Below are 25692 nucleotides of genomic sequence, written 5' to 3'. Positions count from 1 at the left end.
CCGGCCTCGGTGACGTCATTGACCTCGGTGAGGCTGGCCGGGCCCGCGGAGTGGCGGCCGCTCACGCGAGGACCTCGGCGATCTCCGCGGCGGTGATGCGGCGGCCGGTGTAGAACGGGATTTCCTCGCGGACGTGGTTGCGGGCGTCGGTGGCCCGCAGGTGGCGCATGAGGTCCACCAGGTCAACGAGTTCGGGTGCTTCCAGGCCGAGGATCCACTCCCAGTCGCCCAAGGCGAAGGAGGACACGGTGTTGGAGATGACCTGGGGGAAGTCGCGGCCCAGCATGCCGTGATCGCGCAGCATCTTTCCACGCTCTTCGGCCGGCAGGATGTACCACTCGTAGGAGCGGACGAAGGGGTAGACGCAGAGCCAGGTGCTGGGCTCGACGCCGCGGGCGTAGGCCGGAACGTGGTTCTTGGCGAATTCGGCTTCGCGGTGGACGCCCATGGCGGACCAGACGATCTCGGTGCCTGCGAAGAGCGTGCTGCGGCGGATGTCGCGGACGGCCTGCTGCAGGGCCTCAGGCTTGGCGCCGTGGAGCCACACCATGATGTCGGCGTCGGAGCGCATGGCGGAGACGTCGTAGCTTCCGCGGAGGACCACGCCGTCCTCGGCGAGCTTGGCAGCCAGCTGCTCGAAATCCTGCACAGCGTCGGCGCTGCGCAGGACATCGCCCGACCGCTTGAACACGGTCCACAGCGTAAAGAACTGCTCTTCGGATTCGGCAGTTTTAGTGACAGATTCGGCAGAAGTGTGGCTCATGGTACAAGTCTGCCCCGTCGATGCCGCTAAGTCGAAATGCATCACTTCTACAAGACGTAGAAGTGATGCATTTCACAAAACTGCGTCGATTTGCGCGGAGGTGTCCGCAACCACGGCGGCCAGGCCGTTTCCGGCGAGCCAGCCTCCCACCACGGTCAAGCCGTCGGCTCCGGAGCAGATGCGGCGCACCTCGGCAACGCGCTGTTTGTGACCGACGGCGGCGAACGGCAAGGCCCCTGCCCAACGGACGACGTCCCAATCGAGCACGTCTTCGCGGACAATCGGCACGGTCAGCAAGGTCGAGGCGTCGCGGAGCGCAGCGTCGAGCAGAGCATCGTCATTGAGTGAGGCGACGGATTGCGCGGACGCCGATCCAGGGGCGTCCGCCCCTTCGGCGCGCCCATAGGACAGGCGCAGCACGTGCGTACCGGGTCCGGCTTCTTCCGCCAGCCAATCCCATTTTGCCGTGGCATGCGTGAGCGCTTTCGCCTCGATCCCGGCGGTCTGCGGGGCGACGAGAATGCCGGTGCCGCGGGGACGACGGTCCAGTTCAGGCACGTCCACCACCAAGGTCACAAGGCTCACCAAGGGACCCGCGGCGGGGCGCAGCGCGGACAGCTCCGGAAGCGCCCCCTCCAGCAACCCGACGGCGGCCGGACCGTCGAGCGCCACCACCAGCCGCACGGCGTCGTACGTTGTGCCCGCAGCGCTGGCCTGCCAACCGCTTTCAGTGCGGCTGATCGCATCCACGCGGGCGCCGGAAACGAGGGCGACGCCCTGCGAACGCAGCTCCGCCACGAGGGCGGAGACCAAGGTGTTCATTCCGCCTTTCAAGCCGCCGACGGCGGATCCGGCCTTCGCCGGTCCGGTCCCGTTTTGCTTTGAAGCAGTTTGTCCTGAACCGGCTGCGCGCTGGCTGGCCACGGCCGCGGCCAACGATCCGTGCTTCCGCAATGCCGCGCGCAGGCCGGGGGCCACCATGTCGACATCGAGCAGTCCCGGATCGGCGGAGTGCACTCCGCCGACGACGGGTGCGACGAGCCGTTCGAGCACCCGCTTGCCCATCCGCGCCCGCACCAAGGTTGCGACGCTGGTGACGTCGGCAGAGCTGCCCACCGATGTGGGCAAGTAGCGGTCAAGCGAGGCCCGCAAGGAGCCTGCGAAGCCCAAGGAGCGGCGGACCTCGGGGTCCCAGGGATTCGCGGGAATTCCGAGCACCCCGGTCTTGGGCAGTTCCTGCGGGCCATCCGGCAACTGCACCCAGGCACCCCCAGGATGCGGCGCCACGATGTTGCCACCGAGCCCAAGATCGCGGGCGAGATCGGCCACGGCCGTGGAGCGCATGGCGAATGACTCGGCTCCGCTGTCCAGCCCAAGGCCGCCAACAGTGTGGCTTCCCACGCAACCGCCCCACGCGTCGCTCGCTTCGAGCACGGTGACACCGAATCCGGCCTTGGCCAGTCCCCGGGCAGCGAGCAGGCCGGAAATGCCGCCGCCCACCACCACGGCGGCGAGGCCGGCTGCTGAATGCCCGGGAAGTGCGTGTTCGGACCGTGTTTGCTCGGACTGCGCGTGCCCGCGGCTCATGTTCGCTATCCTGCCGGGATCGAGTGGATGAGTTCCACTACCCGGGTCAGGACCGCGGGGTCCGTCTCCGGGGGCACGCCGTGGCCGAGGTTCAGGACGTGGCCCGGGGCCGCGGAACCTGCTGCGATCACCTCGCGGACATGGGCTTCCAGGACCTCCCACGGCGCGGAGAGCAGCGCGGGGTCGATGTTGCCCTGCAAGGGCACGGTGCCGCCGAGCCGTCGGTTTGCCTCGTCAAGGGGCAGCCGGTAGTCCACGCCGACGACGTCCACGCCGACATCGCGCATCGCGACGAGCAACTCGGACGTGCCCGTACCGAAATGGACCAGCGGCGCGCCGAGGTGGCGGACGTGGTCAAGGGCGCGCGTCGAGGCGGGAGCAACGTACTTGGCGTAGTCGGCCAGGCCAAGGGAGCCTGCCCAGGAGTCGAACAGTTGCCCTGCGGAGGCGCCGGCTTCCAGTTGCGCCCGCAGGAACATGCCGGAGGCGTCGGCTGCCCAATTGGCCAGGGCGGTCCAGGTTTCCGGATCGGCGTGCATCATGGTGCGCGGACCGAGGTGGTCGCGGGAAGGCTTGCCTTCCACCATGTATGCGGCGAGCGTGAACGGCGCGCCGGCAAAGCCGATCAGGGGCGTGGTGCCGAGCTCAGCGACCGTCAGGCGCACGGCCTCGCGGATCGGTTCGAGGGCTTCCCAGGTCAGCTGCGGCAGGGCGGCCACGTCGGCAGCGGTGCGGACGGGCTTGTCCAGGACAGGACCGATGCCGGGGACGATGTCCACGCCCACGCCCGCCAGCTTGAGGGGGATGACGATGTCGGAGAAGAAGATTGCCGCGTCGACGTCGTGGCGGCGAACCGGCTGCAAAGTGATCTCGGAGGCGAGTTCGGGACGCAGGCAGGAGTCCAGCATCGCCACGCCTTCACGGACTTTGAGGTATTCCGGCAACGAGCGGCCTGCCTGTCGCATGAACCACACCGGACGGCGGGACGGCTTGCCTCCGCGGTACGCCTGGATCAGCGGGGAGTCTGCGGTGCGGCCATCCATCAGCGGGTGGCTTGCATCAAGGCTTGAGGCGGCGGTGCCGGAAGTGCCGTTGGCCGGCACAGAATGAGGCAGTGCGGAGCTGGAAGTCATGCCTTCGATTGTGCCGAAGATCGGGGCCAAAAGATAACGACAGCCTGTCCCCCACCATCCGTGGTGACGGGCATCACTCCCGGCAGTGCGGAGAACCACTGACCCGCGTTGTTCTACATGGCGCCGAAAAAGCTATGATTGCTTTGCTGTGGTTCTTTTCTCATTGGTGGCTACACACGCCGACATCGATCTTGAGACCGTCGCTCAGTTGAGCAACGGTTCATCCGAGGTTGCCTCGTCCGCCTTGGCCGATTCCCAACTTGTCTCCGGCGCCGTGGTCCTGGCCACCTGCAACCGCTACGAAATCTACGGCGAAACTCCGCACGCAGAGAATCTCGAAGCGGCCCGCTCGGCGCTCGTCTCGCAGATCAGCGGCCTGAGCGGACTCAACGAGCAACTCGTCTCGCGCGCCTTCAGCACCCGCACCGGCCCTGAGGTCAGCAGGCACCTCTTCGCCGTCAGCGCCGGACTGGACTCCGCCGTCGTCGGCGAACGCGAAATCGCCGGCCAGGTGCGTCGCGCCCTCATCACTGCCCAGCACGAAGGAACCGCGAGTTCCGGACTGGTCCGCTTGTTCCAGGCCGCTTCCAAGACGGCCAAGGACGTCGGAGCCCAGACCGCACTCGGTTCGCGGGGCCTGTCCATCGTTTCAGTTGCGCTGGACCTCGCCACCGACCTCTCCGAGAATGCCGACTGGAGCACCAAGAAGGTAGTTGTCTTCGGGACCGGGGCCTACGCCGGAGCCACGATGTCGCTGCTTCGCGATCGCGGCTGCACCGACGTCTCGGTCTACTCGTCTTCCGGCCGTGCCGAGGCCTTCGTGGCAACCCGCGGCGGAACCGCGCTCGACGCCGAAACCCTCCCTGCCGCCGTCGCTGCCGCCGATGTCATGATCGGTTGCAGCGGATCGGACACCCGCGTTGAGGCCGAAGAGCTCGCCAAGGTCCGCGCTTTGTCCACCCAGACCCTCATCGCGATCGACCTCGCCCTCACCCACGACTTCGACCCCGCAGTGGGCGAGCTCGACGGCGTCGAGCTCCTGACGCTTGAATCGGTGCGGCTCGCGGCGCCCCAGGAACAAGCGGAGTCGCTGGCACAAGCGAGCACCATTGTTTCCGGCGCGGCAGAAGCCTTCGAGCAGGAGCGCGAAGCCCGGTCCGTCGATTCGGCCATTGTGGCGCTGCGCCGACACACCATGAACGTGCTCGACGCCGAGATGGAGAAAGTCCGGGCCCGGCACGGCTGCACCGCCGCGGCCGAAGAGGTCGAGTTCGCGCTCCGCCGCATGGTCAAGCAATTGCTCCACATCCCCACGGTCCGCGCACGCGAACTCGCCGCAAACGGCCAGCAAGACGAGTACGTGGCCGCGCTCGAGGCCTTGTATGGCATCCAGGTGGAGCAGCCGGCTGCGTCACCCGCAGCAGAGTGCCCCGTGGACCACCGCCAAGCACCTCAGCAGGCTGAAAGCGCCTAGCTTCCGCGACCCCGCCCTAGGCGAACGCGTTGACGCCCGTCATTTCGGCAGACACGGCCCACAGCTTCGTTGCGGCTTCCGGGTCCACTGCGTGCGCATCCACTCCCTGGTACCGGGCGAGCGGCGAAGCCGGGTCCGTGGGCTTGGCAATGTCGCAGTCTTCGCAATACACCCCGCCCATGCCTGCCAGGGCCGGCGACGTGGCTGCCCAGGTGGACGTGGCGGCTCCCTGCTCCGGAGTCTTGAAACCCTCCCTGACGTTGCCCGCGTCGTCCATCCAGCCCGCCGCGACCATCTCTTCGCGGGGCAGGTAGCGCTGGAGCTCGGTCATGATGCCGCCGGGGTGGACCGCGAAGGCCCGCACCCCGGAGGAGCGCCCCAGACGGTCAAGCTCGACGGCGAACAGTGCGTTGGCCGTCTTCGCCTGGCCGTAAGCCTTCCATTTGTCGTAGCCGTTCTCGAAGTTGAGGTCCTCGAAACGGATGGGCGAGAGTTTGTGCCCCGTGGAGGACAAGGACACGACGCGGGCCGAGCCGGCAGCTGCCAACGCGGGCCACAACGTGTTGAGAAGCGTGAAATGGCCCAAGTGGTTGGTGGCGAATTGCGATTCCCAGCCCGGACCCACACGTTGTTCCGGGCTGGCCATGATCGCCGCGTTGTTGATCAGGATGTCCAGCGTTGGGTTCGATTCCAGGAAGCGTGCCGCAAAATCCTTCACTGCTTGCTGATCGGAGAGATCCAGGCCCTCCACGGTCACTTTCGCCAGGCCGGCCGCGTCGAGGACCTCCTTGGCATGTTCGGGACGCCGGGCGGGAACCGTGACCCGGGCGCCAGCGGAGGACAACGCCCTCACCGTCTCCAGGCCGAGCCCGGAATAGCCGCCCGTGACAATTGCCGTCTTACCGTGAAGGTCCAACCCCGCCACAACGTCAGATGCCGTGGAGCCATGGCCGAAGCCCGATCCGATGGGATATTGCGGTGTGGTCATGGATTCCTCGCTCATATCGGGACCTTTCGTGTTCACGGGCGTTGTGGGGTCAGTAAACCGGCTTGTTTGGCTCGACGTCGTGCACCCACGCCAGGATCCCGCCGTCGAGGTGGCTCACGCGTGTGTAGCCGGCACGCTGTGCAGCCGCGAGCACAGCCGCGGAACGGGTACCTCCCTTGCAGTGGAAGACGATCTCTTTGTCCTGCGGGAGTTCCGTCCAGGCCTCTCCCGCCAGGATGCGTCCCTGCGGGATGAGCACCGAACCGTCGATGCTCACAATCTCGTGTTCACCGATCTCGCGGACATCCACCAGTTCGAAGTCGCGTTCCCCCGCTGCGCGGGCTTCGAGCATTCCGGAAAGTTCAGTGGCCGTGACGGTCGGAACCGAGTCGCTTGCGGGCGCAGGGGTGATGCCACAGAAAGCCTCATAATCGGTCAATTCGGTGATCGGCTCGGCCTCCGGGTCTTTCGAAACCTTGATTTCGCGCCAGCTGCCGCCGAGCGCGTCGAAGAGCGCCACGCGCCCCAGCATGGAGCGCCCGACGCCGGTGATCAGCTTGACTGCCTCGGTCACCATGAGCGAGCCGACAGCGGCGCACAGCATGCCGAACACGCCGCCTTCGCCGCAGGACGGGACCGAGCCGGCGGGAGGGGCCTCCGGGTAGAGATCGCGGTAGCTGGGTCCGTGCTTCTCCCAGAACACACTGACCTGGCCGTCGAAGCGGAAAATGGATCCCCAGACGTACGGTTTGCCGAGAATCGCGGCAGCATCGTTGACCAGGTACCGGGTGGCGAAGTTGTCCGCGCCGTCCAGGATGAGGTCGTAGCCCGAGAAAATCTCCAAAGCGTTGGAGGAGTCCAAGCGCACGTTGTGCAGCTGCACGCTGACGAGCGGGTTGAGTTCCTTGATGGCGTCACGCGCCGATTCGATTTTCGGCCGTCCCACATCGCCCACGCGGTGGATGATCTGACGTTGCAGGTTGCTGAGGTCGACGTCGTCGTCGTCCACGATTCCGAGCGTCCCCACCCCGGCGGCGGCGAGGTAGAGCAACGCCGGAGAGCCCAGTCCGCCGGCTCCGATCACGAGGACTTTGGCATTCTTGAGCCGACGCTGACCGGCCGCTCCGATTTCGGGAATAATGAGGTGGCGCGAGTAGCGTTCCACCTCTTCGGTGGTCAGTCCCGCGGCCGGTTCCACGAGTGGCGGCAGCGAAGACGGCAACGTTTGGGCAGCAAAAGTAGTGGCCATACTTCAAAGTATCCCCGCAGGTGCCGCCCGGTCATATTACTGCGCAGTATTGTGGTCATAACTGCAAGGGGAAAGGCGGCAGACAAGTGGCCGAGAGTGCACGTATCAAACAAGAGGCGCAGGTCAGGCAAGATCGGACCGGTACGCCCCGTTCGGCCAGGTTGCCACGCGATGAGCGCCGGGCCCAGCTCTTGAATGCCGCCTTGGAAGTTTTCGTTGCCAACGGCTTCCACGGTGCGGCGATGGACGAAATCGCCGAGACCGCCCATGTCAGCAAGCCGGTGCTGTACCAACACTTCCCGTCGAAACGGGAGCTCTACATGGCCCTCCTCGACAGCCACCTGGCCACGCTCACGGACCAGATGCTCACGGCGCTGAATTCGACGTCGGACAACAAGGAGCGCGTCCAGGCCGTCATGCGCGCCTACTACCGTTTCATCGCGGGCGATGACCAAGCCCACCGGCTCGTCTTCGAATCCGATCTCATCAATGACCCGGACGTCAGCTCCCGGCTGGAGACTTTCAACCGCACCTTCGCCGACGCCGTCGCCAAGGTCATCGCCGAAGACACCAAGCTGCCCCCGCTGGAGGCCCAGCTGCTGGGCCGGGGCCTGGCGGGAATGGCGCAGGTCAGCGCGCGGTATTGGCTCGAAACCGACGGCGATTTGGACCTCGATGTCGCCAGCGACCTGATCTACCGTTTAGCTTGGCGCGGAATCAGTCGCTTCCCGAAAGAGTCCTAGACTACAAATAGAGGACTGAGTATTTTTTTGATTGGCTGGGAGGCCCCGCTGTGGAAGTAAAGATCGGCATTCAGAATGTTGGCCGTGAGATCGCGCTTGAGTCCGCTCTCGACGCCGAGGCTGTTGCCAAGATCGTGAGCGAGGCCATTGCCAACGGCACGGACCTGCGCCTGACCGACGAAAAGGGCCGCCAGGTCATCGTTCCCGGCAATGTCCTCGGATACGTGGAGATCGGCGCCGAAGAAGTACGCCGGGTCGGCTTCGGCGCCCTCTAAGCAACAGGCAAGAACACCAGCGAGCCAGGAGTCCGCATGCTCTCACTTGTCATCGTGGCGCTAGCCACCATCGCTTCAGGCTTCATTGTCTGGGGAACTGACAAACACCGTGGAACGTACGGAATCACCCTGCCCGCCGGCGTTTCGGTCGCCGTCGCCATGCTGAGTTGGATGATCTTCATCCAACTTGGCTTTGGCTACCAGCCTGGCGTGACGTGGATCCCGTGGGTCCTGCCCATCATTCTGGGGACCGTGGCGGCCGCCGTGGCGTCCCACTTCCTGGGCCGCCATCGGAAGCGGCACGACACCGCCCAGCTGACCGCGGCGCTGAGGCTCTAACCAGCGCTGCGGCTCTAGCTGCAGATCCGGCTCATGGCGTGGCTTCCGGTTTGGCAACTGCCCCGGCTTCCGCGGCCGCTTCGCTGACGCTCTTAGCCGCCCGGACGTCGCGCTGCGCTACCTCGCTCCCGGCATCGTGGGACGTGTAGCGGATGAACACCCGGTGGTAGCGCCAGTCCAGGTCCGGGTGGTGGTTCTGCTGTTCGGCAATGCGCCCGACGGCGGCAATCAACTCGAGTGCGGCAGCCGACGTCGGGCACTTGTAGGCGGTGACGAGGGCGCCCTGGCGATACCGCCAGTCCGGCAGCTCCGCCAGGGCGTCGTCAATAGCGGACCTGGAAAGAATGTCGTCCTTGCCGGCCATTCGGGGCTCCTTCACAGACGCGGAATCTTCGCAGGAATCCCCGGAGCGGCCAGCGTCGGCCGCTAGAGGAACTCGGCCCGGCCTTCCATGGCCGAGGAGGCCAGGGCGTGTTCCCTGCGCGGGATGCGGCCCGCCTGCTTCGCCAGCCTACCGGCGATGACCGCGTGTTTGAAGGCCTCGCCCATCTGCACCGGATTCTGCGCGCGGGTCACCGCGGTGGCCAGCAGCACGGCGTCGCAGCCGAGCTCCATGGCCAGTGCGGCGTCGGACGCGGTGCCGATGCCGGCGTCGAGCACTACCGGCACCGAAGCGCGGGACACAATCAGCTCGATGTTGTGGGGATTCAGGATGCCCAGGCCGGTGCCGATAGGCGCGCCCAACGGCATCACCGCAGTTGCCCCGAGGTTCTCCAGGCGAAGCGCAAGTACGGGGTCGTCGTTGGTGTAGGCGAAGACCTTGAAGCCGCGGTCCACCAGCTTCTCCGTCGCATCCACCAACTCCACGGCGTCAGGCAGCAGCGTCTGTTCGTCGGCGATGACCTCGAGCTTCACCCAATCCGTTTCCAATGCCTCCCGGGCTAGCTCGGCTGTCATGACGGCATCCTTGGCGGTAAAACAGCCGGCGGTGTTGGGCAGGACACGGATGCCGTGGTCTACGAGCAATTGGAACAGCGAACCGGTTTCCGTCGGTGAGTACCGCCGCATGGCGACGGTAGTGAGTTCGGTGCCGGAAGCCAGCAAGGCTGCCCCGAGGCCGTCGAGGCTCGGAGCTCCGCCGGTTCCCATGATGAGGCGCGAGCCGAACTCAACACCGTCGATCACCAGGGCATCGGTTCGGGTGCCTGCTTCGTGAGTGCTTGCTGTGGTCATGGTTCAGCCTCCCTGTACTGCGGTAACGATTTCGAGTTCATCGCCCTCTGCGAGCGCGGTAGCAGCCCACTGGCTGCGCGGCACCACTTCGGAATTGCGTGCGACGGCGACGCCGATCTTGCGTCCGTCGGCCGCTTGGCCGCTGGAATCCACAACGCGTCCGGTGATGTGGCTGACAAGGGTGGTGACGGAAGCGTCGTCGCTCAGCGTGTGGTCTGCGCCGTTCAATTTGATGTTCATGCGTGGTCCTTCAGAAGGGGATTTAAGGTATCGGCCGATGGGCCGTCTGCGGAAGCCCTTGCTGCTGAGTGCGGGCGGGAGAAGCGGTCCGGGCGGAATTTGTTCCACCGGGGATCGGCGGTGCCATCCATGAGTCCAACGCAGATTTTCGCCGCTGCCGGAGTGAGGAGCACGCCATGGCGGAAGAAGCCGCTGGCCACGATGAGGCCGGGCACGGTTCCTTCCCGACCTTCGACGCGGCCCAGCAGCGGTGCGTTGTCCGGGGTGCCCGGACGGGCCCGGGCAGTTGCTTCGAGGAGTTCCAGCTCGGCAACGGCCGGAACCAATACCTGGGCGTCGCGGAGCAATTGGTAGACGCCGCCGGCTGACACCGGGTTGGCCGCTCCCCCGGACGACGACAATCCGTCCTCACGTTGCGTCGCGCCGATCACCACGGTCCCGTCATCGCGGGGAACGATGTAGACGGGCACTCCGCGCACCATTCCACGGACCGTGGCGGTGACCAGCGGTTGCAGGTGGGCCGGGACGCGCAGCCGCAGTATGTCGCCGTAGACGGGACGCAACGGGAGCGACAATCCATCCGGCAGTCCTTTTACGCGGGCGGCATCGAGTCCGTTGGCTACCACCGTTTCCGTGGCAAGCACTTCGATGCCTGAGCCGAGCACGGCCCCGACGGCGCGCCCGTCCTCCCACAGGAGGCCCGCCGCAGTGTCCCGGACCGCGAAACCGTCCTCGGCCCCCGGAATCCAACTGGAGCTACCGGGCTCGTGGTCTGCCAAAGCGCCTAGAATCGCGGCCGAAAGCCGGCGAGGATCCACTTGGTGGTCGCCCGGGATGTCGAAGGCACAGGAAATCTGCGGGCTCAAGAGCGGCTCACGCTCCCGTGCTTCGCGCAACGGCACGGATTCCACCACCAGGCCATGGGCCAGCTGGACGTCCCGAAGATCGGCGAGCGCCCGGCGGTCCGCTGCGTCCGCACCCACGGCGAGGGTCGGCGTCGTCCGGTAACCCGTGCTGCGTCCGGTTCGTGAGCCGGTCACATTGTGTTCGAAGTCCGGCCACAACGCCGACGATTCGAGCATGAGCTCCAGGAGGTCCTCTTCCTGGTAGTGCAGTTCACTGACTGGTGCCAACATCCCCGCCGCCGCGAAAGTAGCGCCGCTGGCCGGCGCGGGATCGATCAGGGCAACCGAGCGGCCCGACCTTCGGGCTTCCCATGCAATGCCCAGGCCAATGACGCCGCCCCCGATCACCGCCACGTCTGCACGCAGGGGCCCGTGCTGGGTGTTTACTTCGTCCATGGAGTCCTTCCCTACGCCGGTACTAGCCGGATCAGGTCAAGCGGTCGGCGCTGAAGCCCTCTCAGCCGCGCGGCGATTGTGACTGCCGCCGCGGCTCCCGCGGTACCAGCCCAGTTTAGAGGAACTACTCTGTTTCCATGACCCCGCACGATGTCCACACCACCGCCCGCCTGTACCTCTGCACCGACGCCCGCACGCAACAGGGTGATTTTGAGCAGTTTGTCGATGCCGCATTCGAAGGCGGCGTGGACATCATCCAGCTGCGCGACAAGACCATTGAAGCGGCCGAGGAACTGGAACTCCTGGAGATCCTGCAATCCGTGGCGCAGCGTCACGGGCGCCTCTGGGCAGTCAACGACCGCGCGGACGTAGCGTCCCTCGCCGGCGCACCGGTGTTCCATATCGGCCAAAAGGACATTTCGCTGCACTCGGCCCGGAAGCTGCTCCACGACCCCACCATCATCGGCCTCTCCACGCACACGCCGGAGCAGATTGACGCAGCCGTCGCCGCGTCGCCTGGCCGGAGCGGCTTGGACTACTTCTGCGTCGGGCCTGTGTGGGCCACGCCCACCAAGCCTGGACGCTCCGCCGTCGGGCTCGATCTGGTGAAGTACGCTGCCGATGCGGTGAAGCAGGCAGACGAAGAGACCGTCGGCGGCGTAGTGCTTCCTTGGTTTGCGATCGGCGGCATCGATCTCAGCAACGTGGAAGACGTAGTGAGGGCCGGCGCCAGCCGCATTGTTGTGGTCCGCGCCATCACCGAGGCCGGGGATCCGACGGCGGCAGCCCAGGCACTCCTGGCCGCACTGGACGCAGCGGCGGCCTAGCGAGACGCCGGGAGATTTTGGAGTTACCCTGACTTTCGTGTCACATCAGCGCATAGCCCCGAACGTCTCTGAAACGTCGAACCAGCTCGCGGAAGCACTGGCGGCGCTTCGGACCGAACTCGAGCTGCCCGCGGGTTATCCCGCTGAAGCACTGCGCGACGCGGAGGCCGCGGTTTCAGGACACAGGCTGCCGGCGCAGGACCTCACGGGCGTTCCGTTCATCACGATCGACCCGGCCTCTTCCACGGATCTCGACCAGGCCCTCTTCATTGAGCGGTCCGGGAATAGTTACAGGGTTCTCTACGCCATCTCCGATGTGCCCTCCTTTGTGCCACCGGGAGGAGCGCTCGACGCCGAGACCCGCCACCGGGGACAGACGTACTATGCGCCGGACGGCCGCATACCGCTGCACCCCGAGATCATCAGCGAGCACGCCGGAAGCCTGCTGGCGGGCCAGGACTGCGGAGCGTTCGTGTGGGACTTCGAACTCGATGCCGAAGCAGAGTTCCGCACCGTCTCAGTTCGCCGGGCAAGCGTACGCAGCCGCGCCAAGCTCAACTACAAGGGCGTCCAGTCCGCGATCGATTCCGGGACGGCTGATCCCGTCCTGCAGTTACTCAAGGAGGTCGGGCTCAAACGGGTGGAACTCGAACGCCGCCGCGGCGGAGCGAGCCTGAACATGCCTGAACAAGAAATCGTCCAACTGCCCGACGGCGGGGGGTACAGGATCGTCGCAGCTCCCTCGCTGCCCGTCGAGGACTGGAACGCCCAGATTTCGCTCATGACCGGGATGGCGGCGGCCCAGCTGATGCTAGACGGCAAGGTTGGAATCCTGCGCACCATGCCCGCTCCCGATGAGCGCTCGCTGCTCCATTTCAAACGGCAGGCCGGGGCGCTCGGCAGGCCTTGGACCGAGGGGACCAGCTACGGCGAGTACCTGCGGACCCTCGACGGCAAAGACCCCCGGCAATTGGCCATTCTCCATTCCGCGGGGCTGCTTTTCCGGGGCGCCGGCTACACGCCTTTCGACGGCGAAGTACCGGGCAGCGTCATGCAGTCAGCCATCGGCGCACCATATGCCCACACCACTGCGCCGTTGCGCCGGCTGGTCGATCGTTTTGTCCTGGTCATCTGCGAAGCACTGAGCAATGGAACGGAGATCCCTGCATGGGCCCGGGATGCTTTGCCGAGCCTGCCGGAGATCATGGCGTCATCCGACCAGCTTGCCGCCAAAATGGAGCGCCTCGCCTTGGACACGGTGGAGGCCGCACTCCTGGTGAACCACGTCGGACAGGAATTCGACGCCGTGGTGATTTCCGGATCGAAGCCTGCCAAGAACAACGGAAACGGGAACGGGAACAGCACCAACGGCCACAACGGGAATGGGAATGGGAACGGCAACTCCCACGGCCCCTCCGGCATCGTCCAGATCGCCGAGCCGGCGGTCACCGCTCGTTGCGATGGCGAAATGGAGTCCGGTACGAAGGTCCGCGTGAAACTGCTTGACGCGGACATTGCCACCCGCCAAATCACCTTCGAACTGCTCCAGTAGCGCAATCAGTTCACAGGACCGCGGCCGCGATCCGGGGTTTATTGCACCCAGACGCTAGACTGTGTGAGTAGTAATGGATGCCCGGTCGTTGATTCAGTTAATTTTTTGACATCAACAAGCCCGCCCCTACGCGATCTTGAGATACACCAGCTGGTCCCCAGTGCCAGTATTTAGATAGCCCGCGATCGGCTTCCACTGGATTTGCTTGCGCCCGTCCGTGCTCCGGAACGGCCCTGCCACAACCGTTGAGCACGCAGCGCAGCCCAAATGAATAAGGAAAACTCCACTGTGAGTGAATTGCACACCCATGAAGTTCTGACAGACGGAACCGAAACGATCGAACCCGAGGAAACCATTTCCTCGGACGAAACACCCCACGAGATCGCAGAAAAGTCCTTCGCCGACTACAACGTCCGCGCCGACATCGTCGAGTCCCTCGCCGACGCCGGAATCACCCATCCCTTCCCCATTCAGGCCATGACCCTCCCGGTGGCCTTGGGCGGTCACGACATCATCGGCCAGGCTAAGACCGGTACCGGAAAGACCCTCGGCTTCGGCATTCCTGCGCTGCAGCGCGTCGTCGGACCGGGCGACGCCGGTCACGACAAGCTCGCTGTCCCGGGTGCACCCCAGGCCCTCGTGATTGTTCCGACCCGCGAACTCGCGGTCCAGGTGGCCAACGACCTCCAGACGGCATCCCGGAAGCGCAACGCCCGTATCGCCACCATCTATGGCGGCCGCGCTTACGAGCCCCAGATCGAAGCCCTGCAGAAGGGCGTCGAGGTTGTCGTCGGCACGCCCGGCCGTTTGATCGACCTCTACAAGCAGAAGCACCTGAACCTCAAGAACGTTCGCATGGTCATCCTCGACGAAGCGGACGAGATGCTTGACCTCGGCTTCCTTCCGGACGTCGAGACTTTGATTGCCGGCACTCCCGCCGTCCGCCAGACGCTTCTCTTCTCGGCCACCATGCCCGGACCGGTCATTGCCATGGCCCGCCGCTACATGACGCAGCCCACGCACATCCGTGCCGCAGACCCGAATGACGAAGGCCTGACCAAGCGCGACATCCGCCAGCTCATCTACCGTGCCCACAGCATGGACAAGATCGAGGTTGTCGCCCGCATCCTGCAGTCCCGCGGCCGCGGCCGGACCATCATCTTCACCAAGACCAAGCGCACCGCCGCCAAGGTAGCCGAGGAACTCGTCGATCGCGGCTTCGCTGCCGCGGCCATCCACGGCGACCTCGGCCAGGGTGCCCGCGAGCAGGCCCTGCGCGCCTTCCGCAACAACAAGGTCGACGTCCTGGTTGCCACGGACGTCGCCGCCCGTGGCATCGACGTGGACGACGTCACGCACGTCATCAACTACCAGTGTGTCGAAGACGAAAAGATCTATTTGCACCGCGTTGGCCGCACCGGCCGTGCCGGCAACAAGGGCACCGCGGTAACGTTCGTCGATTGGGACGACGTCCCCCGCTGGGCCCTCATCAACAAGGCCCTGGGCCTGAGCTCTCCCGAGCCCGTGGAGACATATTCTTCGTCCCCGCACCTGTTCGCCGACCTGGATATTCCGGAAGGCACCAAGGGCCGCCTGCCCCGCAACCAGCGCACCCTTGCGGGCGTCGACGCCGAGGTCCTGGAGGACCTGGGCGAGACCGGCAAGAAGAACTCCCGTTCCGGCGGCGATTCCGGTCGTGGACGCTCCGGCCGTGACAGTGGCCGGGACGGTGCACGCCGCGGTCCCAAGTCCGCTGAGACTCCGGCCCGCGACGGCGACGGTGAGGGCGGCCGCAACCGCACGCGCCGCCGTCGTACGTCTGAAGGCGAAGCAGCCCCCGCTCAGGCAACGGCCCAGTCTGCCGAGCCGCAGTCCGGCGAGGGCTCGGACAAGCCCGCCCGCGCACGCCGTTCCCGCACCCGCCGCCGCAACGGCGAAGTGGTCTCGGCTTCCGGTGCCTCCGGCGAGAGCACCGAGGCTTAACGGCCTCAATGACTGACACTGTTTGGGCGCCGGACGGCAGCAACTTGGTGGTTCACGCGGACAACGCGGATTTCCTCCCGACGCTGCCGGACGGCGCCTTCACACTGATTTACGTGGACCCGCCCTTCAATACGGGCCGGGTCCAGAGCCGCCAGGAAACGCGCATGGTCCGCAACGCCGACGGCGACGGCGACCGCGTCGGCTTCAAGGGACGCTCGTATGACACCATCAAGGGCGCCCTGCACCGCTACGACGACGCGTTCAGCGACTACTGGTCCTTCCTGGAACCCCGGCTTGTGGAGGCCTGGCGCCTACTCGCCGACGACGGCACTTTGTACCTGCATCTGGACTACCGCGAAGTCCACTATGCCAAGGTCATGCTGGACTCGATCTTCGGCCGGGAGTGCTTCCTGAACGAGATCATCTGGGCCTACGACTACGGCGCACGCGCCAAGAACCGCTGGCCCACCAAGCACGACAACATCCTCGTGTACGTCAAGAACCCCGCGAAGTACCACTTCGACAACGCCGAGGTCGACCGCGAGCCGTACATGGCGCCGGGCCTCGTGACTCCGGCCAAACGCGAACTGGGGAAGCTTCCCACGGACGTTTGGTGGCACACCATCGTTTCCCCGACCGGCAAGGAAAAGACCGGCTACCCGACGCAAAAGCCGGAAGGCCTGGTCCGGCGGATCGTCACGGCATCGAGCCGGCCAGGAGACTGGTGCCTCGACTTCTTCGCGGGTTCCGGCACGCTTGGTTCAGTCGCGGCGAAACTCGACCGCAGGTTCGTGTGCGTGGACCAGAACGCCCCGGCCATCGATGTGATGCGCAAGCGCCTGGACGGCAAGGCCACCTTCTACCCCGTCTAGCGGACTACCGAACTACCCGTGCCTAGCTCCTCGATGCGGGCCAGGACGTCGGGGGACGTCAGGTTCTCCCCGAGCAGGTTGGGTTTGCCGGTTCCGTGGTAGTCGGACGATCCGGTCATGAACAAACCGTGTTCGGCAGCCAGTCGCCGCAGGAACACGCGGCCTTCCTCAGGATTGTCGCGGTGCTCCACTTCCAGCCCCAAGAGGCCGGCGTCGATCATTTCCCGGTAGGTCCGTTCCCCGACCACCCGGCCGCGGGCCGAGGCCACCGGATGCGCGAAGACGGGGACACCGCCCGCCGCGCGGACGAGCTCGACGGCGAGCGCCGGGTCCGGTGCGTAGTGCTGCACGAAATAGCGCGAGTGCGAGGTCAGGATGGCAGTGAACGCTTCGGAGCGGCTCGCCACCGCACCGGCGGCGACGAGGGCGTCGGCAATGTGGGGCCGGCCCACGGTGGCGCCCGGAGCCACATGATGGATGACATCGTCCCAGCTCAGGGGGTAGTCCTCTGCCAGGAGCGTGACCATGCGTTTGGCACGGGTGAGCCTCGCGTCCTTCGCCTTGGTGATCTCCTCAAGCAAGCCGGGGTGCGCGGGATCGTGGAGGTAGCTGAGCAGATGGACGCTGATCCCCTCCCGGGTGCGGCACGAGATCTCTATCCCCGGCACAAAGGCCACCCCGAATTCCAGTGCCGCGACGGAGGCCTGCTCCCATCCGTCGGTGGAGTCGTGGTCGGTCAGGGCCACCACGTCCAGACCCGCAGCAGACGCTGAAGCGATCACTCCCGCGGGAGCCTCGGTCCCGTCGGAAACATTGGAGTGCGCGTGCAGGTCGATCTTCACTTTCCAAGCGTATTTGATTGGGGACGGCTTGGACCGTTTCGGCGTTGGCCTAGTGTCGGCCTTGATGGGACGATGGGACGGTGAACGATGCAGAAAACACCCAAAACGGTGAACCCACAGCCTCCCAGCCACTGGAGGAGCGCGTCAACAACCGCTCCCAGCGGCCCACATCCGATGCCTTCAAGGCGTTCATGGCCAGCAATTGGGCGCCCGCGCCGCAGGTAACCCCTGCACGTGACGCCGTCGCAGACCACGCCGCCACACGTCGTCGGGCCATCTCCGGCAAGTTCGCGGGCTTGCGTCTCGTCGTACCAGCCGGCCCGCTCAAGGTCCGCTCGAACGATTGCGACTACCGCTTCCGCCCCCACTCCGGCTTCGCCCACCTCACGGGCTTGGGCCTGGACCACGAGCCCGATGCCGTGCTGGTCCTGGAACCTGTCGAGGAAGGAACCGGCGACGACGGCGGCAACCACCTCGCGACGCTCTACTTCCGTCCGCTGGCCGGCCGGGACACGGAACAGTTCTACGCCGACTCGCGTTCCGGTGAGTTCTGGATCGGCGCGCGTCCGACGCTCGAAGAATTCGAAGCGCGCCTCGGACTCAGGACGGCGCACCTCGACGAACTCGAGATGGCCATCACCAAGAACGTGGGTGCCCCGGAAATCGGAGGCATCTCCATCCGCTTGGTCCGCAAAGTCGACGAGAACATTGATGCCCTCGTGGACACAGCCCGCTACAACACCGCCAAGGATCCGGAAAACCTGGACCTCGGCGAACTCGATGCCCTCGACGAACTGCTCAGCGAGGCGCTCTCCGAGTTGCGTTTACTCAAGGATGCTTGGGAAATCGAGCAGATGAAGATCGCCGTGGCCGCGACCGTGGAGGGTTTCACCGACGTCGTCCGCGCCCTCCCCCGCGCCATGACCCACCACCGCGGCGAACGCGTCATCGAAGGCGCTTTCTTCGCGCGTGCCCGTGAGGAAGGGAACGAGCTCGGCTACGACACCATCGCGGCCGCCGGAAACAACGCCACGGTGCTGCACTGGACCCGGAACACGGGCAAGGTCAACGCCGGAGAACTCGTGTTGCTGGATGCCGGCGTGGAGGCAGATTCGCTCTACACCGCCGACGTCACGCGTACCATTCCGGCTAACGGAAAGTTCTCGGACGTCCAGCGCAAGGTCTATGAAGCCGTCCTTGACGCCGCCGACGCCGGATTCGCCGCGGCCCAGCCGGGCGTGAAGTTCCGCGACATCCACACCGCCGCCACGACGGTCCTCGCCGAGCGCCTTGCCGAGTGGGGCCTGCTGCCGGTCTCCGTGGAGGAAGCCATCAGCACCGAAGGCCAGCAGCACCGCCGCTGGATGCCGCACGGTACCAGCCACCACCTTGGCCTGGACGTCCACGACTGTGCCCAGGCCAAGCGTGATCTCTACTTGGACGGCGTACTCACCGAGGGCATGGTGTTCACCATCGAACCCGGGCTCTACTTCAAGGCAGAGGACCTCGCCATTCCCGAGGAATACCGTGGAATCGGCGTCCGGATCGAGGACGACATCCTGATGACGGCAGACGGTCCCGTCAATCTCAGCGCCGCCCTCCCCCGCAAGGCCGACGACGTCGAATCCTGGATGGCGGGCATCTACCAGGACGCCGAAGCTTAACCACCGAGGCAAAACGCACGAGGAGGGCTACCGGATTTTGATGATCCGGTAGCCCTCCTCTTTCGTTAAAACACGTAGACGCCGGCTTCCGTCCACTTAATTTCGGGTTTTTTACACTGAGATTTGCCGTTTTGACCACTGAGATTGACGAAATCCACACGGAGACGCCCCGAGGCACTTGTACCCTCCTCCTAGGCGCAGCACCGATAGACGATCCCCCCGTTTGGTGCCGTTGCCATACCACAAAGTGGTATTTCTCTATCTTCGAATCGGTCAAAAGGAGGAGGTGAACACAATGGAGATGGTCTCAGAAGATGTGCTGGAGGCGGGAGCCACCCTGGCCTGTAGCAGCGGGTGCATGTGCACCTGATTTAGCGCTCGGTTCGTTGGTGGCGACGCTTGTGCTTCGCCACCAACGAGCCAAGTGAGATAGCAAGGATACGAACAACACTGAATTTGGGGGGCAGCGTGCGCTTGCCACTGTTCAATATTTTCGACTTTCCAAAGCACAAGAATTTCTATGAGGCTATTCATGCTGCGGGGCCAGTTGGCGCGTGGAACCTTATGAAGGTGCTCGACGCCCTCGATCGACCCATCTACCGGGCAAACCAACCAGACGTAGATAATTTCGACGTCTTGAAGGCCCGGGCCCTGGATTTCATGAATGCAGTCCCTGGGCTTGATGGCTTCGACAAGGAATTGCACGCCAGGAGCTTTGCTGGGTACGGACCGAAGCTGCAGTTTGAATCGACCTTCATCAATCTGTGGATGAAGGACACTGAGACGCTGTTTCGGGACGTTGTGGCTGTCGATGGGCCCCGCCACCTTCACGAGGCGGCGTCCAGTGGCCGAGGGGTAATCGCTCTCCCGCTCCATCTCGGACCCTCATATGCTGCCATTCCCATGCTCGCTTATGAAATGCCGACGACGACGCTCTACAACCGGATGAATTTTGACGAGATCCGCGCAGCGTCCTTTCCTGATTTAGACTTCCGTGGGATCCGGCTCGGGAGCACATCGGCGATGCGCTCTGGCCTGACCGCCCTGCGTGAGGGCAGGATCTTCTCCATGTTCCCTGAACTGGACCCTCGTGGAGTGGATGAGCACCATGCCCGAATTCCCTTCTTAGGGACAACCATCATGGTTCCCACCGGTCCGGTTGTCCTGAGCCATGTTTCCGGCGCCCCTATGGTCCCACTCACGCTCAGGGCCGTCGGCGACGGCCGCTTTCGACTCAAATACCACCCTGCGATACCACCGCCGGTATCTCCCGGTGAACGCCGCCGCTCCCTGCTGGCCGTTTGGGATGTCATTGAGTCAGAGCTTCTCGCCGGCGACGTCGGAGAATGGGAAATGTGGTTCGAATTTGACCGGATGCTCCCCCAGGTCTGGGCTATCGAGTCATGACCGTCGCCCCTCTTCCCGCCATTTCCCTTAAAGGCGTTCGTCGCCACTATGACGACGGTGCCGGAAACGAGAAAGCTGCACTAGACATTGATGAACTCGAGATCCAGCCGGGTGAACTTGTTGCCGTCATTGGCCCATCTGGATCCGGTAAGTCAACCCTGCTCCAATTGGTCGGTGGAATCGATTCGCCGACTGCAGGGTGTATAGACGTAGCAGGACTCCGGGTCTCCGAGATGGATGAAAAACAGAAGACAATCTTCCGGCGGGAGAATATTGGATTCATTTTCCAGGCATTTCATCTTGTTCCAAGCATGACGGTGGTGGAGAACGTCGGGTTGTCATCGATTGTTTCCGGTCAAAGAGGCTTTCGTTGGCGATCAGATGCTCTGGTGCTGCTCGATCAGCTCGGGTTGTTTGAATATGCCGAGAGGTTTCCCGATCAATTGTCAGGCGGGCAACGTCAGCGGGTCGCCGTAGCTCGAGCGGTATTCGGGGCTCCTAGCGTCGTCCTAGCCGATGAGCCGACAGGAAGCCTCGACTCCGGGAATAGGGATATTGTTCTCCGTCTGATTCGCGACGCGATCGGAGACGGTCGTCGCACGACCGGGCTGATGGTCACCCATGATCCATATGCTGCGAGTTACGCCGACCGGATCATCGCCCTGCGGGACGGGAAGATCGTTGATCAGCTTGACCTGACCCTCAATGAACCAGATCGGGAGGGGGATTCTCACCATGATGAGCGCGTTCGCTCGTGGTTTGCGGCAACTTCGCTTTGATTTTCCCCGATATGGAGTCGCAGCGGTTGCATTGGTCTTCGGCGTTGCGCTCATTTTCGGCACCCTGCTCACATCGAAGAGCATCAACGACCAGCTGTCGCAAGGAGCCGGCTCGCTGTCAGGCATAGGCGACGTCGCGGTCGTGCCTGCTATTCCCGGAACCACAGTCCCGGAGAGCGCAGTCAAGGCCGTGGCGGATCTCCCTGGCGTTGCGACGCCGATCCCGACTCTGGCACGGAATTCGAGCGTCCGGCCTGCGGGAACCGTTGGAACAGGCCGCCCGCTGACGGTTACGGGTTACCCCACGACGTTCAACACTGAGCTTCAACTCATGAGGCTTGAGCTTCGGGGCGGGCTCCCTACCGTAAACAACCCTGAGGCACTGGTTCCGTCTGATGTGGCTTCGCGCTTAGGGGTGGACATAGGCGATTCCCTGGTGGTCGCGTCGAGCGACGCTACCACGCAGCTGCGCGTCGTAGGGGTGTTCAATGGCAAGGTTCTTGGTCCGTTGGCGTACGACAACATTTTTGTCGATTTGTCCTACGCCCAGACGATATTCAACGAGCAGGGCCAAGTATCAAGGGTTGACATCCAGCTGTCGGCCGGGAACTCCGCTGAACGCTGGCAGAGCGAGTATTCGTCCAGCCTGCCTCCTCAGTTCAAAGTACAAGACACTTCTGCCTTCAATTCGACCCTCGGTCCCCTCATCGCGGTTGTTTCACTCATCTTGATGATCGCCTCCGGCACCGTACTGGGCATCTCGATCCTCCTATCGGCGACGGCCTTCCAGTCAGTCGTGAATGCCCGCCGGCTGACTTATGGTGTCATGCGCGCTGTCGGCGCGCGCGGTTCCTGGCTGGCGGCCGCCGTCCTTTATGAGGCACTGATGCTCGCGTTCGCGTGCTCGATGGTCGGGCTTGGGCTCGGGTTTGGTGTCAGCTGGATCCTCAACCAAGGGCTATCGTCGATGGGGAACATACCTCCAGCCACCGTGGCGGTCGAACTTTGGCAAGTTCTGCTTGCCATCCTGAGCGGGGTCGCCGCGGGCTGCGCCGGGGCGGCCCGGGCCATCATGAACGTGCTGCGCCAGGCCCCTCTTACGGCTATCTCGCCTGAAGGCGCAGAGCGCAGGTCTTCAAACAGATTCCGCGTCGCCCTCAGCATCATGCTCCTCATATTCGGAGCAGGCAGCTACTGGTTCGACTCGCTCGTCGTCAAGCTCGTTGGCTTCGTCCTATCGCTGGCCGCCGCGGGCTTCCTCGCTCCGTCAATTCTCATCGCATGCACCAGGCTACAGATCTTCGCAGGATGGACAGGGAAGGCTGCGGCTCAGCGCCTGCGCAGACACGCATCGCTCGACTCCACGACGGCCATCATGGGGATTGTCGTCTGCCTGGGTGCGGCCCTTGTCATCGGGGTCGGCTCCGTACGGAGCGCCATGATGGACCAGATTGGCCGTCAATTCGGGGCCGACATTCAAATATCGTCCACGACGCCCATCGTTGAGAAATTAGACGAACGTCTGGCGTCAATTCAAATGATCAACCGGGTTTCGGACACAGTTTGGGATCACGCGGCATTGCAGTTCCAAGGCACCACGAGCCAGGTTGCAATCCTTGCTGTCGATCCAAAGAGCTACTTCGCCACTGCTCAGCTTCCATGGCGCCACGGAAGTGACGGATCTGCACCAGCCGCCCTGGAAAAGGGAGGCGCGGTCATCATTCCTGAAGCTCTCGCCGCCAGCCGCGATATTTCCTTGGGCGACTACGTCAGATTAAGTCGGGCAGGCAAGACCCTCTCGCTTCGCATCGTCGGGACGTATGCGTCCTTGGCAACAGGGAATCAGGTGGTGATGAGTCGCGACGCGGCAGCCGAGCTCGGAATTACCGGATCCAACGGCTGGAATGTAGAAGCGAGGCCGGGTGTCGACGTCACAGCGCTCCGGGACACGATCGCTGATTCAGTTGCCGACATCCCTGGCGTCTCGGTGATCACGGCCGCAAAAATGAAAGAGCGCGCAGAATCAGAGCTCGGCTCCTACGCCGGAGCCGCCTTCGGCATCGTTGTGCTTGCGCTCAGTCTCGGCGCAGTCGGCGCGGCCGGCCTGTTCTCAGTCGGCGTCGCTCGTCGGGAGAAAGAGTTCGGGATGTTGCGCGCGATTGGTGCCACCCGGGGCGACATAACGAGGCTCGTTGCGGTTGACGCGATCTTGATCGGAATTGCGGCGCTTGCTTCGGGACTTCTCGTTGGTCAGTTGGCTGGGTGGGTACTAACCCGGCTTGTCGCCGGGGCACTCGGAGTGACGCTGAGCACGACTGTTTCCGTCCTGGCATTCAGTGGAATCGCAATTGTCACCTTGACTGCATTGTGCTTGGCGGCGATAGGACCGAGCCGCAGGGCGGCTCGAATAGAGCCCGCAGCGGCCCTGAGGGCCGAGTGATGGCCGATAGAGGAGGAGCGAAGATGGGCTGCCGCCCGTTGAGACTGCGGGACAGCGTGCTCGTATTCAACCGCGATTGTCGAATGCAGTTCATTTGCACCATGGAACTCAGGGTCCTTGAATTCGACGTATCCCCGTTTGTGATCGAGTTGATCCCCTTGCTTGACGGGTCGAATTCCATCGAAAGGATCGAATCGATCCTCGAGGGAAGTGCCGGGTTCAGTTGCAAATCGCTTGAAAACGTCCTGGCCATCATGGAAACTGAGCGCCTCTTTGATACGTACCCGCAGCCGGAGCACCCGAGCGCAAACAAGTTCGAACGTCAAGAGAGGCTGTTCCAGGAGTTCGCATCCACGTTTTCCCTTACTAACTCGCCAACTCAACTGCAGGAGAAACTCCGCACTTCAAAAGTGGTGGTCGTTGGAGTCGGCGGAACCGGGACCTGGCTACTGCAATCCCTCGTCGCGGCAGGCATCGGCAGAATTGAGATTTTCGATCCGGACATTGTAGAACTCACAAATTTGAACCGGCAGATCCTATTTCAGCCTGGCGACCTGGGCTTGGCTAAGGTGGACGTCGCCGCCGAACGGTTCACGTCGATCGACGAGAACCTTCAGGTCACGGCGAACCGTCGCCGAGTGGTAGCCGCAGCAGATCTCGAATCGGCGTTAAGGGATGCCAGCCTGGTGGTCGGATGCGCCGATGAGCCGGACGTCGTCGTCCTCTCAGATATCATCGCTGAAGCCGCGACGGAAGCGCGCGTTCCCCACATCGTTGGTGGGGCGTATGGCGGGAACCTGGGCGTGCCCGGCACCAGCATCATCCCCGGTCAGACAGTGTGCTGGCAGTGCATCCGTTCACAGACCATGAATGATCACAACCGCGCCGACTTCCTCCCGCTCAAAGGACGAACGAGGAGCGGGGGGAGCATCGCAGCTATTTCGGGCTTGGTGGCGAATCTGGCGGCGTGGGAGGCTATGAAGATCCTGCTCGGGTTGCCGCTTGCCTTGTCTGGGCAGGTACGGGAACTCGACCTATTCACCTTGGACTGGCGCGTCCGGAAGCTCGCACGCCTTCCAGATTGCAGCTGTGAGGCCCCGCAATAACTACTGCTTCGCCTGATCCTCACCATTTCCGGTCTGCTCGCCGTTTCCTGGTTCGTTCACCCGCACGCCGTATTGCGGACGGCCGTCGGGAAGGTCCGGGTAGCGCACGCCGGCGGTCGGCCGCGCGGCCGCAGCCGGGGCCGCGGCGTCCGCAGCAGGCTGGGCGGGCTCGCCGGCGGTTGCCTGTCCGGCTTCCGGTCCACGCTGGCCATACGGATCCTGCCAAGACGCCGGGCGCTCCGGGGCCGGACCCTGCGGTGCACCGGGATGCGCCGGCGGGTTCCGGTAGTCCTGCGGCGTGTAGGCCTGCGGCGGCCGCCCGAAGGCTGCCTCGGAAGGATTCATCGGCAACTGGTGAAGGAGACGGCGGGCTTCGTGGGATGCCTCCAAGGCGACAATGACGTCATAGTTCGTCGCCACTACCTGGCTGGTGGAGGTGAAGTCCCGCTTCCCGCGCTGTGCTGCGTAGGTGACGATCCCAAAGAGCATGAAGAATGCAGCACCCATGAGGACCGACGTCACAATCGAGAAGGGGCCACCGGCCGGGGTGAAGAACGAAAGCATGACGCCCACGAACAGGCCGAACCACATACCGCTCAGGGCTCCGGACAAGGCGACCCTGGGGTAACTGAGCCGTCCCGTAACCCGCTCCACCATTTTGAGGTCGTTTCCGACAATGGAGACATGCTGGACGGGGAACTGCTGGTCGGCAAGATAATCCACCGCCTTCTGGGCATCGAGATAGGAAGTGTAAGAGCCCACGGTGTCGCCTTTAGGGACGCTGCGGGATTCCTCCGTGGCCTTAGGGGCACCGAAAATGTTCGCCATACCCCCATTCTGTCCCATACACATGTGAACCGGCTGAAATTCAGCTAAAAGAGAGCAGACTCGGTAG

At 64.1% G+C, this 25692-nt stretch carries 24 protein-coding genes and 1 riboswitch; of the genes, 13 read left to right on the top strand and 11 right to left on the bottom strand.

The features are described 5' to 3' along the window. Positions 1 to 61 precede the first annotated feature (61 nt). From hemQ to hemE, 3 genes are all read right to left on the bottom strand, one after another. Positions 62 to 763, bottom strand: a complete 702-nt coding sequence (hemQ, locus tag AC3WJM_RS05015; protein ID WP_492271297.1) for a hydrogen peroxide-dependent heme synthase — start codon at positions 761 to 763, stop codon at positions 62 to 64. Positions 764 to 835: 72 nt separating this feature from the next. After that, positions 836 to 2350 (bottom strand): protoporphyrinogen oxidase, encoded by a 1515-nt coding sequence (gene hemG / locus AC3WJM_RS05010; RefSeq protein ID WP_492271296.1) that lies wholly within the window; start codon positions 2348 to 2350, stop codon positions 836 to 838. 5 nt (positions 2351 to 2355) lie between these two features. Further along, positions 2356 to 3483: a uroporphyrinogen decarboxylase gene (gene hemE / locus AC3WJM_RS05005; RefSeq protein ID WP_332601960.1), complete on the bottom strand. Its 1128-nt coding sequence runs from the start codon at positions 3481 to 3483 to the stop codon at positions 2356 to 2358. Between the two features lie 148 nt (positions 3484 to 3631). Between hemE and AC3WJM_RS05000 the strand changes: the two genes are divergently transcribed. After that, a complete protein-coding gene (locus tag AC3WJM_RS05000) occupies positions 3632 to 4957 on the top strand; it encodes a glutamyl-tRNA reductase (protein ID WP_307055300.1) in 1326 nt (441 codons plus the stop codon). 16 nt (positions 4958 to 4973) lie between these two features. Here AC3WJM_RS05000 and AC3WJM_RS04995 read toward each other — a convergent pair whose 3' ends face one another. Further along, the gene (locus tag AC3WJM_RS04995) at positions 4974 to 5960 is read right to left on the bottom strand and encodes an SDR family NAD(P)-dependent oxidoreductase (RefSeq protein ID WP_284991481.1); all 987 of its coding nucleotides are present in this window, start codon (positions 5958 to 5960) and stop codon (positions 4974 to 4976) included. A 34-nt stretch (positions 5961 to 5994) separates the two neighbouring features. Next, on the bottom strand, positions 5995 to 7194 hold the full coding sequence (gene moeB, locus AC3WJM_RS04990; protein ID WP_284991478.1) for a molybdopterin-synthase adenylyltransferase MoeB: 1200 nt from the start codon (positions 7192 to 7194) through the stop codon (positions 5995 to 5997). Positions 7195 to 7298: 104 nt separating this feature from the next. Here moeB and AC3WJM_RS04985 point away from each other — a divergent pair, with 104 nt between their 5' ends. From AC3WJM_RS04985 to AC3WJM_RS04975, 3 genes are read left to right on the top strand one after another with little or no spacing between them, the layout of a single operon-like run. Then, the gene (locus AC3WJM_RS04985) at positions 7299 to 7937 is read left to right on the top strand and encodes a TetR/AcrR family transcriptional regulator (protein WP_306964333.1); all 639 of its coding nucleotides are present in this window, start codon (positions 7299 to 7301) and stop codon (positions 7935 to 7937) included. A 50-nt stretch (positions 7938 to 7987) separates the two neighbouring features. Then, positions 7988 to 8212, top strand: a complete 225-nt coding sequence (locus AC3WJM_RS04980) for a DUF3107 domain-containing protein (RefSeq protein WP_059387503.1) — start codon at positions 7988 to 7990, stop codon at positions 8210 to 8212. Positions 8213 to 8248: 36 nt separating this feature from the next. Further along, entirely contained in the window at positions 8249 to 8551 is a 303-nt protein-coding gene (locus AC3WJM_RS04975; RefSeq protein WP_306964293.1) for a hypothetical protein, read from the top strand. A gap of 31 nt (positions 8552 to 8582) precedes the next feature. Here the strand turns inward: AC3WJM_RS04975 and AC3WJM_RS04970 are convergent, their stop codons facing one another. The 4 genes from AC3WJM_RS04970 to thiO all read right to left on the bottom strand — a co-directional run bounded on the left by AC3WJM_RS04970 (position 8583) and on the right by thiO (position 11325). Next, complete coding sequence (locus tag AC3WJM_RS04970) at positions 8583 to 8915, bottom strand: 4a-hydroxytetrahydrobiopterin dehydratase (RefSeq protein WP_492271295.1); 333 nt, start codon at positions 8913 to 8915, stop codon at positions 8583 to 8585. A 62-nt stretch (positions 8916 to 8977) separates the two neighbouring features. Then, positions 8978 to 9784 (bottom strand): thiazole synthase, encoded by an 807-nt coding sequence (locus AC3WJM_RS04965; RefSeq protein ID WP_284991470.1) that lies wholly within the window; start codon positions 9782 to 9784, stop codon positions 8978 to 8980. Positions 9785 to 9787: 3 nt separating this feature from the next. Next, positions 9788 to 10024 (bottom strand): sulfur carrier protein ThiS, encoded by a 237-nt coding sequence (gene thiS, locus AC3WJM_RS04960; RefSeq protein ID WP_269992862.1) that lies wholly within the window; start codon positions 10022 to 10024, stop codon positions 9788 to 9790. Further along, a complete protein-coding gene (thiO, locus tag AC3WJM_RS04955) occupies positions 10021 to 11325 on the bottom strand; it encodes a glycine oxidase ThiO (protein ID WP_492271294.1) in 1305 nt (434 codons plus the stop codon). The genes thiS and thiO overlap by 4 nt, the downstream gene beginning before the upstream one ends. Further along, positions 11317 to 11436: riboswitch (TPP riboswitch) on the bottom strand. It overlaps the preceding gene by 9 nt. Positions 11437 to 11462: 26 nt before the next feature. On the opposite strand from thiO, the gene thiE reads away from it, so the two are divergent. The 4 genes from thiE to AC3WJM_RS04935 all read left to right on the top strand — a co-directional run bounded on the left by thiE (position 11463) and on the right by AC3WJM_RS04935 (position 16559). Continuing rightward, positions 11463 to 12152, top strand: coding sequence for a thiamine phosphate synthase (gene thiE, locus AC3WJM_RS04950; RefSeq protein WP_492271293.1), 690 nt, complete (start codon positions 11463 to 11465; stop codon positions 12150 to 12152). Between the two features lie 37 nt (positions 12153 to 12189). Then, positions 12190 to 13704: an RNB domain-containing ribonuclease gene (locus AC3WJM_RS04945; RefSeq protein ID WP_492271292.1), complete on the top strand. Its 1515-nt coding sequence runs from the start codon at positions 12190 to 12192 to the stop codon at positions 13702 to 13704. 288 nt (positions 13705 to 13992) lie between these two features. Continuing rightward, positions 13993 to 15687 carry a DEAD/DEAH box helicase gene (locus tag AC3WJM_RS04940; protein WP_307055287.1) on the top strand — a complete coding sequence of 565 codons (1695 nt, stop codon included), beginning with the start codon at positions 13993 to 13995 and terminating at the stop codon, positions 15685 to 15687. An 8-nt stretch (positions 15688 to 15695) separates the two neighbouring features. Then, positions 15696 to 16559 carry a DNA-methyltransferase gene (locus AC3WJM_RS04935; RefSeq protein ID WP_284991457.1) on the top strand — a complete coding sequence of 288 codons (864 nt, stop codon included), beginning with the start codon at positions 15696 to 15698 and terminating at the stop codon, positions 16557 to 16559. Here AC3WJM_RS04935 and AC3WJM_RS04930 read toward each other — a convergent pair. Beyond that, the gene (locus AC3WJM_RS04930; protein ID WP_306964279.1) at positions 16556 to 17401 is read right to left on the bottom strand and encodes a PHP domain-containing protein; all 846 of its coding nucleotides are present in this window, start codon (positions 17399 to 17401) and stop codon (positions 16556 to 16558) included. The genes AC3WJM_RS04935 and AC3WJM_RS04930 overlap by 4 nt on opposite strands. An 80-nt stretch (positions 17402 to 17481) precedes the next feature. Here AC3WJM_RS04930 and AC3WJM_RS04925 point away from each other — a divergent pair, with 80 nt between their 5' ends. From AC3WJM_RS04925 to AC3WJM_RS04905, 5 genes are all read left to right on the top strand, one after another. Beyond that, positions 17482 to 19065, top strand: coding sequence for an aminopeptidase P family protein (locus tag AC3WJM_RS04925; protein ID WP_492271291.1), 1584 nt, complete (start codon positions 17482 to 17484; stop codon positions 19063 to 19065). Positions 19066 to 19533: 468 nt separating this feature from the next. Next, the gene (locus AC3WJM_RS04920; protein WP_059387498.1) at positions 19534 to 20472 is read left to right on the top strand and encodes a lysophospholipid acyltransferase family protein; all 939 of its coding nucleotides are present in this window, start codon (positions 19534 to 19536) and stop codon (positions 20470 to 20472) included. Beyond that, positions 20469 to 21251, top strand: a complete 783-nt coding sequence (locus AC3WJM_RS04915; RefSeq protein WP_059387497.1) for an ABC transporter ATP-binding protein — start codon at positions 20469 to 20471, stop codon at positions 21249 to 21251. The genes AC3WJM_RS04920 and AC3WJM_RS04915 overlap by 4 nt, the downstream gene beginning before the upstream one ends. Then, the gene (locus AC3WJM_RS04910; protein ID WP_492271290.1) at positions 21208 to 23691 is read left to right on the top strand and encodes an FtsX-like permease family protein; all 2484 of its coding nucleotides are present in this window, start codon (positions 21208 to 21210) and stop codon (positions 23689 to 23691) included. Before AC3WJM_RS04915 ends, AC3WJM_RS04910 begins: the two co-directional genes overlap by 44 nt. Positions 23692 to 23792: 101 nt before the next feature. Next, entirely contained in the window at positions 23793 to 24797 is a 1005-nt protein-coding gene (locus AC3WJM_RS04905; protein WP_172465471.1) for a HesA/MoeB/ThiF family protein, read from the top strand. Here the strand turns inward: AC3WJM_RS04905 and AC3WJM_RS04900 are convergent, their stop codons facing one another. After that, entirely contained in the window at positions 24798 to 25625 is an 828-nt protein-coding gene (locus AC3WJM_RS04900; protein ID WP_492271289.1) for a YflT domain-containing protein, read from the bottom strand. Positions 25626 to 25692: the final 67 nt, after the last annotated feature.

The sequence above is a fragment of the Arthrobacter sp. FW306-1B-G06A genome, assembly GCF_058781765.1.
Note: the sequence above shows the minus strand (reverse complement) of the source record. Positions and strands in the feature narration are given on the sequence as shown.

Bases quoted from the DNA above. Each gene is read 5' to 3' on its own strand.
- AC3WJM_RS04900 (WP_492271289.1), bottom strand. From the start codon at position 25,625: ATGGCGAACATTTTCGGTGCCCCTAAGGCCACGGAGGAATCCCGCAGC.
- hemG (WP_492271296.1), bottom strand. From the start codon at position 2,350: ATGAGCCGCGGGCACGCGCAGTCCGAGCAAACACGGTCCGAACACGCA.
- thiO (WP_492271294.1), bottom strand. From the start codon at position 11,325: ATGGACGAAGTAAACACCCAGCACGGGCCCCTGCGTGCAGACGTGGCG.
- AC3WJM_RS04905 (WP_172465471.1), top strand. From the start codon at position 23,793: ATGGAACTCAGGGTCCTTGAATTCGACGTATCCCCGTTTGTGATCGAG.
- thiS (WP_269992862.1), bottom strand. From the start codon at position 10,024: ATGAACATCAAATTGAACGGCGCAGACCACACGCTGAGCGACGACGCT.
- AC3WJM_RS04935 (WP_284991457.1), top strand. From the start codon at position 15,696: ATGACTGACACTGTTTGGGCGCCGGACGGCAGCAACTTGGTGGTTCAC.
- AC3WJM_RS04910 (WP_492271290.1), top strand. From the start codon at position 21,208: ATGATGAGCGCGTTCGCTCGTGGTTTGCGGCAACTTCGCTTTGATTTT.
- AC3WJM_RS04975 (WP_306964293.1), top strand. From the start codon at position 8,249: ATGCTCTCACTTGTCATCGTGGCGCTAGCCACCATCGCTTCAGGCTTC.
- hemE (WP_332601960.1), bottom strand. From the start codon at position 3,483: ATGACTTCCAGCTCCGCACTGCCTCATTCTGTGCCGGCCAACGGCACT.
- AC3WJM_RS04965 (WP_284991470.1), bottom strand. From the start codon at position 9,784: ATGACCACAGCAAGCACTCACGAAGCAGGCACCCGAACCGATGCCCTG.
- AC3WJM_RS04970 (WP_492271295.1), bottom strand. From the start codon at position 8,915: ATGGCCGGCAAGGACGACATTCTTTCCAGGTCCGCTATTGACGACGCC.
- AC3WJM_RS04995 (WP_284991481.1), bottom strand. From the start codon at position 5,960: ATGAGCGAGGAATCCATGACCACACCGCAATATCCCATCGGATCGGGC.
- AC3WJM_RS04915 (WP_059387497.1), top strand. From the start codon at position 20,469: ATGACCGTCGCCCCTCTTCCCGCCATTTCCCTTAAAGGCGTTCGTCGC.
- hemQ (WP_492271297.1), bottom strand. From the start codon at position 763: ATGAGCCACACTTCTGCCGAATCTGTCACTAAAACTGCCGAATCCGAA.
- moeB (WP_284991478.1), bottom strand. From the start codon at position 7,194: ATGGCCACTACTTTTGCTGCCCAAACGTTGCCGTCTTCGCTGCCGCCA.
- thiE (WP_492271293.1), top strand. From the start codon at position 11,463: ATGACCCCGCACGATGTCCACACCACCGCCCGCCTGTACCTCTGCACC.